General features: G+C 52.2%; 16 protein-coding genes. 12 read left to right on the top strand and 4 right to left on the bottom strand.

Annotated elements, in window-relative coordinates; all coding sequences use genetic code 11:
- Position 1: 1 nt before the first annotated feature.
- Positions 2 to 961 (top strand): hypothetical protein, encoded by a 960-nt coding sequence (locus tag BMZ79_RS20145; protein WP_218154736.1) that lies wholly within the window; start codon positions 2 to 4, stop codon positions 959 to 961.
- 146 nt (positions 962 to 1107) lie between these two features.
- Positions 1108 to 1419 (top strand): WGxxGxxG family protein, encoded by a 312-nt coding sequence (locus tag BMZ79_RS33680; protein WP_143089006.1) that lies wholly within the window; start codon positions 1108 to 1110, stop codon positions 1417 to 1419.
- Between the two features lie 77 nt (positions 1420 to 1496).
- Here the strand turns inward: BMZ79_RS33680 and BMZ79_RS20140 are convergent, their stop codons facing one another.
- Complete coding sequence (locus BMZ79_RS20140; protein ID WP_090643577.1) at positions 1497 to 1964, bottom strand: hypothetical protein; 468 nt, start codon at positions 1962 to 1964, stop codon at positions 1497 to 1499.
- Positions 1965 to 2229: 265 nt separating this feature from the next.
- Here BMZ79_RS20140 and BMZ79_RS20135 point away from each other — a divergent pair, with 265 nt between their 5' ends.
- Both BMZ79_RS20135 and BMZ79_RS20130 read left to right on the top strand, forming a co-directional pair.
- On the top strand, positions 2230 to 2451 hold the full coding sequence (locus tag BMZ79_RS20135; RefSeq protein ID WP_090643574.1) for a DUF896 domain-containing protein: 222 nt from the start codon (positions 2230 to 2232) through the stop codon (positions 2449 to 2451).
- A 77-nt stretch (positions 2452 to 2528) separates the two neighbouring features.
- Positions 2529 to 3104, top strand: a complete 576-nt coding sequence (locus BMZ79_RS20130; RefSeq protein ID WP_256252910.1) for an NADPH-dependent FMN reductase — start codon at positions 2529 to 2531, stop codon at positions 3102 to 3104.
- Positions 3105 to 3279: 175 nt separating this feature from the next.
- On the opposite strand, the gene BMZ79_RS20125 is transcribed toward BMZ79_RS20130, so the two are convergent.
- Entirely contained in the window at positions 3280 to 3465 is a 186-nt protein-coding gene (locus BMZ79_RS20125) for a hypothetical protein (protein ID WP_090642960.1), read from the bottom strand.
- Between the two features lie 557 nt (positions 3466 to 4022).
- On the opposite strand from BMZ79_RS20125, the gene BMZ79_RS20120 reads away from it, so the two are divergent.
- Positions 4023 to 4367, top strand: coding sequence for a DUF2512 family protein (locus BMZ79_RS20120; RefSeq protein ID WP_090642957.1), 345 nt, complete (start codon positions 4023 to 4025; stop codon positions 4365 to 4367).
- Between the two features lie 157 nt (positions 4368 to 4524).
- On the opposite strand, the gene BMZ79_RS20115 is transcribed toward BMZ79_RS20120, so the two are convergent.
- Positions 4525 to 5907 carry an MATE family efflux transporter gene (locus tag BMZ79_RS20115; RefSeq protein ID WP_256252909.1) on the bottom strand — a complete coding sequence of 461 codons (1383 nt, stop codon included), beginning with the start codon at positions 5905 to 5907 and terminating at the stop codon, positions 4525 to 4527.
- A 286-nt stretch (positions 5908 to 6193) separates the two neighbouring features.
- On the bottom strand, positions 6194 to 6520 hold the full coding sequence (locus BMZ79_RS20110; protein WP_256252908.1) for an alpha/beta fold hydrolase: 327 nt from the start codon (positions 6518 to 6520) through the stop codon (positions 6194 to 6196).
- Positions 6521 to 6733: 213 nt separating this feature from the next.
- On the opposite strand from BMZ79_RS20110, the gene BMZ79_RS34350 reads away from it, so the two are divergent.
- The 7 genes from BMZ79_RS34350 (at position 6734) to BMZ79_RS20080 (ending at position 11712) form a co-directional block, all read left to right on the top strand.
- Positions 6734 to 7384, top strand: coding sequence for a peroxiredoxin-like family protein (locus BMZ79_RS34350; RefSeq protein WP_177222231.1), 651 nt, complete (start codon positions 6734 to 6736; stop codon positions 7382 to 7384).
- Between the two features lie 15 nt (positions 7385 to 7399).
- Positions 7400 to 8059, top strand: a complete 660-nt coding sequence (locus BMZ79_RS34345) for an NAD(P)H-dependent oxidoreductase (protein WP_177222230.1) — start codon at positions 7400 to 7402, stop codon at positions 8057 to 8059.
- Positions 8060 to 8504: 445 nt separating this feature from the next.
- Positions 8505 to 9206: a Crp/Fnr family transcriptional regulator gene (locus BMZ79_RS20100; RefSeq protein ID WP_090642949.1), complete on the top strand. Its 702-nt coding sequence runs from the start codon at positions 8505 to 8507 to the stop codon at positions 9204 to 9206.
- Positions 9207 to 9265: 59 nt separating this feature from the next.
- Positions 9266 to 9604: an MmcQ/YjbR family DNA-binding protein gene (locus BMZ79_RS20095; RefSeq protein ID WP_090643572.1), complete on the top strand. Its 339-nt coding sequence runs from the start codon at positions 9266 to 9268 to the stop codon at positions 9602 to 9604.
- 214 nt (positions 9605 to 9818) lie between these two features.
- The gene (msrA, locus tag BMZ79_RS20090) at positions 9819 to 10319 is read left to right on the top strand and encodes a peptide-methionine (S)-S-oxide reductase MsrA (protein ID WP_090642947.1); all 501 of its coding nucleotides are present in this window, start codon (positions 9819 to 9821) and stop codon (positions 10317 to 10319) included.
- A 217-nt stretch (positions 10320 to 10536) separates the two neighbouring features.
- Positions 10537 to 11463, top strand: coding sequence for a hypothetical protein (locus BMZ79_RS20085; RefSeq protein WP_090642944.1), 927 nt, complete (start codon positions 10537 to 10539; stop codon positions 11461 to 11463).
- A 12-nt stretch (positions 11464 to 11475) separates the two neighbouring features.
- Positions 11476 to 11712: a hypothetical protein gene (locus BMZ79_RS20080; RefSeq protein WP_090642941.1), complete on the top strand. Its 237-nt coding sequence runs from the start codon at positions 11476 to 11478 to the stop codon at positions 11710 to 11712.
- Positions 11713 to 11999: the final 287 nt, after the last annotated feature.

Raw genomic sequence — 11999 nt, 5'->3', positions numbered from 1 at the left:
GATGGCAATCCCTTTATTATTTGGTCCGTACGGGAGCGGGGAGCTCCCCGCTAACGTGAAAGATTATGGCGTCAACGCCAGATGGTTTCACATGTTTAACGAAGCCGCTTTCGAAGCTTGCGCGGAGCAGGAATTGGAAGCCTGCGTGGAATTCAAAACGTTTCGTGCCGATTTTCAATCGCATCCCGAGCTCATTCCAATCGGAATCGACCGAAAACCGATTCGTTACGGCCGCTTGGTTCAAGGAATTTGTTTATCGCAAAAAGATTATTTGGCCAATATCGAAGAGGAACTGCTGGCGGGCGTCAAGCAATTTAAACCCAGCGGTATATGGCTCGATTATTTGACCTACGCCGGCTGGTTCGAAACGTCCGAGCCGGATCTGCAGGAAAGCTGCTTTTGCCCGGACTGTATCGCGGACTTCTGCAATGCCTCCGCTGTCGACGCCCCGGATCCGAATGAAATACTGGCCTGCTATTCGGAAGAATGGAAGCAGTATAAATGTCGCAAAATCGCCGATTTCGCGCGCCATTATTCAAGGTTGATCAAGGCACATAGGCCGGATTGCATCGTCGGCGCTTATATGTGTCCATGGACCCCCGATGAATTCGACGGCGCGCTGACCCGAATATTCGCCCAGAACTATCACGACCTTGCGGAGGCGATTGACGTGTATACGCCGCTTATTTATGGTTCGAAAAGCGGACGCAGCCCCGGCTGGGGAAGGGAGTGGCTCGCAAAGTCAGCCGGATTTGTTCCCGAAGGCCGCAAGGTTCAACTGATTTTGGATGCTTTGGATTACCCGGAGAGCCTGGAGGAAACCGCGCGATCCGAGATTCCATCATGGGGCATTCAGTTATTTGCAGGCGCATCGCTATTTCATGATAAGGAAAAAGCGATCGTGTTCAGGAATTCGGTTGAGACGATCCGGAACCTTCTCGCGAACGATCGAAGCGTTTGAAGATCGTCTCCGTCTCCTCCGATACCCTGCTTGTAGGTTTATTTCGCAGCAAGCGAAGCAGCTCACCAAAGCAAGAAGAATAATTCAGCTCCGCTACGGGAAAACCAACTATGAAATTCAAACTACCCGTGGAGGAGTGAATGACCGTGAGAAAAAAATTTCTTCTTACATTGGTGCTGGTGGGTTGCTTGACCTTCCTAATAAGCGCCGGTGTGCTTAGCGCTCGTGGAACAGTCACGAACAATGCTAACGACGGTGGCATGAATAACCAAACGTATAACAGCCAAGGGATGAACGCAAACAGCTACAATGCTACATCCACTACTGGCGGCAACTATCGGGCTAATGCTGCGAACGATAACAATGGCATGGATTGGGATTGGCTGGGCTGGTTGGGACTGCTCGGACTGATCGGCTTGAGAGGACGCAGTCATAATCGCCAGCCGGAGCGTCGATAGTCACTTTCTATAGAGCCGAACAGCAAACAAAAAAGCTGCGTAAATCGCAGCTTTTTTGATTTAAGACCAACAAGTTCTTAATATTTTTTCCGGCTTCGAAACATCCGGAAGATAGCGAGAATCACGATGAGCCATAAGCCGATGCTTAGCAGCGAGAGCAAGGGGGAGCCGAGAGAAAAACCGGCGAACGGATTGAACAGGGAGCCCACAATCGTACCCAACGCCAGCCCTCCGAAAAGGCCGCCGAAAATTCCGCCAAATCCGGTCCGCTGTGCGGGGGACGTTCTTGGTGCCGCCGGATTCCGGACATTTTGGTCTTGTCTGGGCGACGTACGGCCGGGGCCGACTCCGGGATTATAGCTTTGTCTGGGGGAACGTATCGCGCCGCGGCGATAAGGCTGAACCGTATAGTTTCGTTCGATTTCCTTTTGATTCCCGATCCGCGTATCGTACGACGGTTTCTCGAACGAGCTGCCATGCGCAGGTAATGATGACACTCCCAGAACCCAAGAGAACAGCAGGATGAACGCCAACGTTTTTCTCATCTTGTATAGGGTCACCTCACCCGTAGCATTCCCCGCCTTAGGCAGAACATTCGCGATGCCGGTCAACGGTTTCAACCGCTACGTATTTCCGATTGCCTTTCATGATCGCGATGGAAGCCGAACCTGCAGGAGTCCGGGTAGGGATGGTTCGTGTAACGATGCCCTTGACTTGGTAAAGAAAATGTTATATCTTTATATTAAGATATATGATTTAAAGATATTTATTCAAGCGGATCTATGCCATTATTTTAAGGGGGAGTCGAGTATGCGTAGCCTACTACAAAGAATAAATGAGTTATCCAGAATGGAAATGATGAATGGATTAAGCGAAACGGAAAAAACGGAGCAGGCTGCTCTTCGTCAACAATATCTCCAGCAATTTCGCGGCTCGATCAACAGCATTCTCATGAATGTGACCATTTATGATCCGAACGGCGTTGACGTAACGCCCGAGAAATTAAAAAGGGAGCAAGGCCGATTCGAATAAGGTTCCACGGATGGTTAAGCTGTGCGAAGGCTGATTCATTGCGAATGACGGTCGTTAAGTCTAAGGAGGAAAACAAATTGGCGCCTGAACATCGAACAAAAACGGTAGGATTGATCGTTGGAAGTTTAAGACAACACTCGTTCAATCGCATCATTGCCGAAGCTATACCCGAGTTGGATGCATCTCTTGCATTCGAGTGGATCTCCCTTGCGGATCTTCCGTTGTATAACGAAGATTTGGATCATGGAGACGGTCCCGAACCGGTCCGGCGCTTCCGCGAAGCGATCAAACGGGTCGATGGCGTCATCATTGTCAGCCCCGAATACAACTCGGGCATTCCCGGCGTACTGAAGAACGCGCTGGATTGGGCTTCGACTCCGGGCAAAACCGCCGCGCTGCGCAGCAAGCCGGTCGGGCTGGTAGGCGCGACTCCGGGCGTCAAGGGTACGATCCTGTCGCAGCAGCAAATTAGACAGACATTGGAGGCCATTCAAGCCTGCGTTCTTCCTTTTCATAAAATGTACGTTTCGCAAGTGACCGATAAGGTGGATGCGGAACGACGACTTTTAACGGATGACACAACCCGCAAGTATCTGAAGCGATACGTGCAGCAGTTCATCCTTTGGATCGATCAAGCTCGTGCTTTGGATTAACGGTCTAGGCCTAACCGCGGAGTTTTCGCAATTGAAACAAGTTGCGGGTCCTGTATAATCCGGGGCTGGGCTGGGACCAAAGCGAATAGGAGAATGCAAAAACGACGGTTCGAGACGTTAGGTTCGCGTCTTGAAGCGCCGTTTTTTGTATTGGAAGTTCAACAATTAACCGGAATTACGAATTTTCCGCGTCGATGACCTCGTCGAGGGAGGTATGTTCATCGCGCTCTGCCGTTTCCATAATGGCTTGATCGGTTTCGTTCGCGCCTTGGATGGCCGCGGCTGCCTTGGCCTGCCGATTCAATTGCGCTTCGGCTTGGCCAATCCCATGGGCTTCTTGATGATTGCGGCTAGATGTCATTGTTCATCACCTCCAACACGCCGTTCAAGAACTCGAACTTAGTGCAATTGGCTGGACCTAGGATGCGCGGGTTGCCAATTAGAGTATGTCCCTCCGGGTTTCCCGTCATTCGATTGGAAACCGAACCATTAGCCGTTCGTCCTCATTCGTTACTTTCATCCGGTAACCGCTCATTGCTTAACCGGCGAAGTGCTCTACGGCAAGTCGCCAAGCCGCAACGGCGAGGCCTTCACGGTTACGCCGCCGCCCGCAGGATTCCCGGTGCCCGAACGAACATAGTCCGGGCTTGGTGGACCTGATGAACGAACGAATCGTATGGCGAACGAGCCCGAGAACGGAATCTCGGTTTTTTTGCTTTTGACGGAATATCCGTCGACGGCGTCTTGCAAGGGGTCTTTATCAGGAAATCGGCCGAAAAGGCGGCAAAGCGACGTCGGACTCGCACGACAAGGAGTTTAATTGTCTGAAGCTGGCAAGTATAGCTCCTTCACGTTCGACAAACGTTATAAACACATGTGCGCAAGTCAAGGAGCGCGGATTCTGTTGGGGGGATATCATTGAAGTTCGTACTCAAATGGATCGTCAACGGCGCGATCATGGTCGCGTCGTTGATGTATTACGCCCACGCCTCGCTGTGGCATGCAGTTGTGACCGCTACCGTTATTACGATCATTGCTTATTTCGTGGGCGATCAACTGATTTTACGGATAACGAACAACCCGGTAGCCACGATCGCGGATGCCATATTGGCTTATGTTCTTCTATGGCTTGCGGCTGATTCCTTTAATTGGAGTCTGAGCGTCGGGGAAATCGTAATCATCGCGATCGTCATAGGCATCGCGGAGTGGTTTATTCATCGGTATGTGCTGCAATCCGATTTGGAGGTCCGGCCAGCGCGATAAAAGAAGAAATCCACGGCAGGCGTACTTTACTGACCAGGAAATCGCGCCAATGGTTTCCCGAGATAGGGCTGCAAGAAGAAAAAGTGCCCTTCTAGTCGTGACTAGAGGGCACTTTTTTACTGAAAGGACATCCTATCGGCACCGCTCGCCGGATAACTCAGTGCGAAGCCATGCGGGCCGCCTGGACGGTTCCCGACTTGACACGCGTTCTGCTCCAGTCCAGCTTGATGTATCGCAAGCCGTTTAACAGCGCGCCCAGCACCATGTTACCGCACAGCGCGATCCAGGCGCCGACTTGGCCGTAATCCAGTACTACGGTCAGCAGCAAGGTACCTGGGATGAAGACGATCCAATTGAGCACGAACGCCACGCGGGACAGATACGCCGTATCGCCAATGCCGCGCAGCCCTCCGCCGAAAATAATGCCCGACGTATTGAATAGTTGAATAAAGGCCGCCAGATGGATCAGCGGAATGACGGCCAGGTATACCGCCCGTTCCGGCGTATACAGCTTCGCGATGGGAAGCGCGAAGATGAACATCAGGATGGAGATCAGCACCATCATCAGGACGCCTAGCACGACCGTCATCAGACCAAAGCGCTTCGCCTCCTCCGGCCGTCCTTTTCCGATTTCCTGTCCCGTGCCGATTGTGGCTGCGGCTCCGAAGCCGTTCGACGGCATGAACCCGAACGACAGGATATTCAAAGCGATTTCGTTCGCCGCGATGGCGACTGTCCCGAGGCGGGAGATGCACATGGTAAAGACCAGCATTCCTAGGCTGTTGGACATTTCCATCGTGCTGAGCTTCGCGCTTTCGCTGATCATCAGCTTGACTTGCTTCCGGTCGAACCGCTCGCGGCTCCGGGTCAGCAGCGTGGCGTTCAGGTAGCCGTAATACACCCAAAGACACATGCCGAGCTGCACGAGCTCCGCAATCACGATGCTCCACGAGGCACCTTGAAGCCCCAGATCCGGGAAACCGAATTTTCCGTAAGCCAGCAAGTACGTGAGCACGACCACCAGGCCGCTATTAATGAGCGCTATCGTCATGGGTGTCTTGGTGTCGCCAATGGCGCGGAAGTAGGCGAAGAACGCACCGCTAAAAATATTGAACATCAGCGCGATCATCCGCACCATTACGTAATCGGAGCCAAGCGAGACGATCTCTTCATTCAACCCCATCGCCCTCAGAATGAGCTCGGGCGCGAGCAGACTGCCCGCTAACAACATGAACGCGAGTATACCGGTCAACAGCAGCGCGATCTGCATCCGTTGGTTGGCTAAACGCATTTCGCCGGAGCCGAAATTTTGGGCGACCAGATAGTTGATCGCATTCTGGATGCCGGCGCACAGTGCCCACATATTGTAAATGAGAATGTTCGTAACGCCGACGACCGCGATGGCCGCCGCGCCAAGCTTCCCTACGATCATAAGCACGAGTAAGCCCGTAAAGGTCATCGATGAGAACGTAGCGATGGAAGGTAAGGCTAATTGTAAAATTCGTTTTGCCAGCTGCACCTGCGAAAGCCTCCTGCACATAGTTATTGCGTTGAACTCCAATCCGAATTCAAGCAGACATAAGTACTATTATATAGGGGCATTCGCGATAATATCTAGCTGGTTTTGCAATTATTTCATGTATTGGCTGCATTTCCATCGATGTGGGATGGGCGTAAGAATGGGGGAAGGATTTGCAATCGTCCCGCGCATCGTCCCAACGATCGGTCACGGCGGGTTGTTGCAGTCTCAGCGCAAGCCGGCATCAGAACGATCGGCTGCCGTCGTTGCGCTAACGGTTAGGCATCAAACCGCAGGCCGCTGTAACCTATTTAATAACGAATTCCCTCACCGCGTTGGAAAACAACTCCGGCCTCTCCACATGCCCCATATGTCCGCACTGCTCGATGGTTACAAGCGTCGACTCGGGAATAGCGGCGGACATCTCGTTGGCCCATCTTGTCCCGCAGATGAAGTCATGCTCTCCGATCAGAACGAGCGTCGGGGTCTGGATCGTACGCATCGCATCCCGTACATCCCATATCGCCGGTTTTCGATTCGGGTCCATGGTCGCGTCGATCGAAGCTTTCCAATCGTCAAACCCCGTGGGCATATCCCAATAGTTTCCGAAGTACGCAGGCAGAAGTCTTTGCATGACAGCAAGGAACGACACTCTGTCGTTGACCGAAATAGCCCCGCTTGTTGATACCTCTTTTTTTACAACCATTTCAATAACGCGGTCAGCGTGTCGAGAAGGTCCGGTGGACGTTCGGCTCTTGTGACGGAGAACTGTAATCTACTTCACAGAACTCCGTTATCAGTTGGATTTATAATCGAGCTATCCGTTGATAGTGGAGGTTACAGAACGATGGGCAACCCGAGTTTAACCGAGCAGTTGGAAGCGGCCGCGCAGGAGTTTAAGGCGAATTCACCGATGGAAGCGCAGATCAAGATGGGTCAAATGATTGAGGAACTTCAGAAATCAGGGGTCGCTTCCGGGAAGCAGCCGGGCGAAAAGGCGGCGGACTTTAAATTAACAAACGCGCTGGACCGGGAACTCGTCTTATTCGAAGAGCTCGCGAAAGGGCCGGTCGTGCTCGTTTTCTATCGCGGCGGATGGTGTCCTTTCTGCAATATGCAATTAAGGGCTTACCAGCAGATATTGCCGGATATTCGGGCGATGGGCGCGCAGCTTATCGCGATTAGCCCGCAAAAGCCGGATCATTCGTTATCCCTACAGGAAAAGGGAGGATTGCAATTTCAGGTCCTTAGCGATCCGAACGGCTTGGTAACGGCCAAGTACAATCTGCTTTTCGACGTTCCGCCTGGAGTAAAGGGACTCATGGAGAGTATCGGACTCGATCTTGCGGAGTACAATAACACCTCAAAATGGGTTTTGCCGGTTCCGGCCACATTCATGATCGATGAGAACGCCATTATCCGCTCCTCCTATGTCAATCCGAATTTCATGCAGCGTCAAAGCCCGGAGGAAATCTTGCGAGAACTAAAAAAGCTGTAAGAAGGAGAATCGATCATGACAACTAAGGAAGAAATATTGAAAGCTTTTCATTTTCGGCATGCTACCAAAGAGTTCGACCCAAGCAAAACCATCCCCGACGACGACTTTGAATTTATTTTGGAAACGGGCCGGCTCTCGCCCAGCACGTTTAGCACGGAGCCGTGGAGATTCGTCGTTGTTCAAAACGAACGGCTTCTGAACAAAATTAAAGACGTTTCGTATGGAGCGGCGAGCAAATTGCCGGAGGCCAGTCATTTCGTCATTATTCTGGCTCGGACCCCGCTGGATATGAGATATGACTCCGCCTACCTGAAGGAGCAACAGGCCAGAGACGTTCCGGAGGAATACCTGGCCAGGCGACTTGAAATACTCGAAGAGTTCCAGCGAAATGATTTCAAGCTCCTGGATCATGATCGGTTTCTTACCGATTGGTCCATCAAGCAGACGTATATCGCGCTTGCGAACATGCTGACGGTTGCTGCGCAAATCGGCATAGACTCCTGTCCGATCGAAGGCTTTGATAGTGAGAAAATGAATCGATTGTTGGACGAGGAAGGGCTGCTTGAAGACGGACGCTTTACCATCTCCGTGATGGCCGCCTTCGGTTATCGCAAAAAAGAGCCGGGACCGAAAACTCGCAGACCGTTTGATGATGTTGTGAAGTGGTACAACTAAATACGGCAGGGCGCGCCGATAAATACGTGTTCGTCTCTCCGATGCGGAATTGGGGCATTCCTCTCGGCTTAAGGCATTCATCGACGCCTTTGTCATCGTCGGCCTGGTAACGCGCCGAATGAGAAAAAATCCCCCTCGAGGGGATTTTTCTGTTTATCGCTCCATCGGGTTTACCGCTCCGTAGGCGTCACTTCGAACGGACCTCCTTCACGAATAAGTGGTATGTCGATTTTTATAATAAAGTGGATCTAATGGAATCCAATTGTACATGGTAAGATGGATATCGCCAATACAAAGTTTCAGAATATAAGAGCTCCGGGCACGAAGTGCGTTTTCAGCTAGTTTGCCGGCCTTTGCCGCTATCCGTTCGACTCGGCACGCATGCCGGCTTGTAATGGGGGCTTGTCTGTTCACTGGCTAACACCATTTGGAGGCACGATATTCAATGAACAAGCTCTGGTATTTATCGCAAATCAGCATTTTTGACGAAATGTCGCGTGAAGAGATGAGAGAAATCGACCAGTTAGATACCATCCATCATTTCAATTGGGTCACAAAAAACACATTGGTTCAAACCCCGGAGTCCACCCAAGATGGGCTCTTTTTCGTCAAGGAGGGCAAGCTTAGACTCTATCAACTGAACGAAAGCGGAAAACAATTCACGCTTGGCATTCTCACAAGAGGTAACATATTCGGCGGGTTACATGCATTCTCGTTCGGAACCAAACAGGTGTATATCGAAACGCTGGAATCGTCGCTTCTATGCACCATGTTCGAGCCTCAATTCGAACGCCTGATGATCAATCGGCCTCAGCTCGCGCTTAAATTTCTTAAAACCCTCAGTGACCGGTTAAAGGAGCGGGAGGATCAATTGGAACAGCTGGCGCTTCATGGTCTTCGAAGACGCTTGCTTCATCTTCTTTCCACGCTGAGCGAAAAATTCGGCGTCATTCAAGACGGATATGCGCGGATCGATCTGCCTCTTTCCCATCAAGAAATTGCCAATATGCTCGGTGCTAGCCGCGAAGCGGTCAGTGGCGTAATGAGCGAGCTTGCCAAAGAGGGCGTCATTAAGACATCGCGCCTGTCTGTTCAACTTGCTGTTTCCCTGATTGATGAACATATCCCTCGAAACGCCGCGCATTGAAATGCTGAGACCGCGGGGATGCTCGGCGATACGACCTCATTCCGAAGGAGATGATCCGGTTGAACAATAAATTCATCGATTACTGTCTACACAAAAAAGGAGCATTTCAGGATTATCCTTTGGGGGAACCCGATCCAACCGCGATAAAAATTGCAGGTAAAATTTTCGCTCTTTTTTATGAGGAAAAAGGATACTTGAACCTAAAATGCGACCCGGTGATTGCGGAGCGCTTGAGAGAGCAGCACGAGGACGTTCGACCGGGATATCATATGAACAAACAGCACTGGAATACGATTATTCTCGCGGGTTCTTTGTCAGAGCGGGATATCTTTGCCATGATTGACCAATCTTACGATTTGGTCGTTAAACGCCTTCCTAAGCGCAGTCAGGCGCGGTGACAGGAGGGATTGTTCCTCTTTCCGACGTGTTGATCAGTTGAACATCATGAGGGCTGCCAACTTGGCAGAAGGTTTGAGTCACGCATACCGCGGGTATAATGGTTGATGGTCTCGCGAAGGTCCAAGTTAGTCAAAAAAAATTGCCTTCCCAACGCGCGACGACATGGAGAGCGGGGGCTAGGGCAATATCCCGATCAGGCTGAGGGGGTTTAACATGCATGAGCGCGCTGTACTCGCCGGGGGATGCTTCTGGGGCATGCAGGACTTGATCCGCAAGCTTCCCGGCGTCGTCTCGACTCGCGTCGGTTATACCGGCGGCGACACTCCGAACGCGACCTATCGCAACCATGGCACGCATGCGGAGGGAATCGAAATCGTCTTCGATACAGCGGAGACGAGCTATCGGCGCATGCTGGAGTATTTCTTTCAAATCCACGATCCTACGACGCGGAACCGTCAGGGCAACGATATCGGCACAAGCTATCGTTCGGCAATCTACTATGCGAGCGACGAGCAGAGAAAGGTGGCGGAGGACACGATCGCCGACGTGAACGCGTCGAATCTGTGGCCGGGCAAGGTCGTTACCGAAGTGACGCCTGTCGGCGACTTCTGGGAAGCGGAGCCGGAGCACCAGGACTATCTGGAACGCTATCCGCACGGTTACACCTGCCACTTCCCGCGCCCCAACTGGGTCCTTCCCAGGAGAGAGGCCTGAAGGAAGCATCCCTGCAACAGACATTCAAAACAAACTTCCCGATCACAGTCGGGCGGACAAGAACATGATCCCATCAAAAGCTGCGAATTCCGCGGCTTTTTTTTTATTTGATCACCTCAAGTTCCCTCGCTTGGTCAACCCCGCCGCGCATGCGCCTGTCCCCTTACCGTTCATGCGGCATAAGATAGTGAAGCATGACGTAGAAGGGGGAGTCGATATGAAGTGGGATACGGGCTTAATCGCCAATATAGGGCCGGGCCGGATGGCCGGGATGGTGATTATCGCAGCCAACCAATCCGGGAACTACGCTAATATGCTGCTCGAAACGTATACGCGTACCGGAGATAGCGGCCCAATGACCGTATGCGCGCAACATTTATTTACGATCACGGACGGCTCGGCGGAAACCTATGCGTTCGCCGGGTTCGACCTGGTCGGGATCAGAGCTGTCGCTGCCGGTCCGGGATCGTACGGCGTGGCGTTATCCGTAAGGGCTTACAACGCGGAGGGAGGAGGTGCGGGGCAATTCATGATCCCGATCGTTTTTGCTGAGCCAACCTATTTGTACCTCTCCTCGGAAAATGAAACGGGGATCCTCATGGTCGAATCTGATCTGCGGTCGTTCGCCGCTTATATTCCGACTGCAGCTCCCCGCGCTGTCTTCGCGGACATGCTGGCTGGCGGGGATTTATATGCAGCCGATGACGGGCGGCTGCTGCGGATTGAACCGGCGACGGGAGAACTGCTCGGATCGCTCATCCAGCCAGACGGCGTACTCCGCATGGCGGGGGATCCTTATGGCGACCGGATCATCTCCATCTACCCTACATCGGCGCTTATTTATGAGGCGTCTACCTCTTACCTGCTGTACTCGCTTACGGGTTATGATGTCGTGACAGCCATACTGCCGGGGCGTATCGCTCTCACTACGCCTCTGACCAACATATTTATTCCGAATTGGGGCAATATCATCGTTCCCGGACATGTCGACATCTACGATACGCAGAGCGGTATCGAGGTGGATTCCGAACCAGGGTACCCGATCCCGCCGGACACCCATCTGGGACTTGGCGAACGGGGCATTCCGGTGATTGCCTTCAACCCTTTCATCGCTCTTCCGCTGGAAGGCGCCGCCAATCCGTAGAACAATCAGTATATGGCGGTTTCGGAGCACCTGCTGACCCGATATGGCAGAGGAGGGACCTTCTCGACGTATTTTCCTCAGCTAACTCGAAAAATGGCGCTTTGCCCGGAGGCCGGAGAATGCTACATCCTGCTCGACACAGGCGAGATCGCCAAAGTCGACGTGCCGTCCATGGCTATCCTCGACACCTTCTACCCCGGCTTCGCCGCGTCTGACTTGTTCGCAGCAGCCGGCGGGCGTCTATATTGAGATAAATAAACGAATGTTGAGGTTGTTTTCAATAACGGAACGGCAATGATTGAGCGCGAAATAAGCTGCAAGCCGAGGCTACCTTCCGGTAGCCTTTTTTATTTCACTCGCGATCCGGAGTGAGCGATGTGCGAGGTTTTTTGCGAATAAACCCCGCACGTCTTTTTGCTATGCGCGCTAGAAAGGCTCATGCACATAAAGGGAGTTCGCGCAGAACAGCGAGAAAACTAATAAGATGCGGTTCAGTAAATAAAAGGTTTCATTGGGCTTATTTGGAGAGAAGGAGC

Origin of the sequence: Paenibacillus sp. UNC496MF, assembly GCF_900113915.1 — a bacterium.
Classification (GTDB): Bacteria; Bacillota; Bacilli; order Paenibacillales; family Paenibacillaceae; genus Paenibacillus_Z; species Paenibacillus_Z artemisiicola.
Note: the sequence above shows the minus strand (reverse complement) of the source record. Positions and strands in the feature narration are given on the sequence as shown.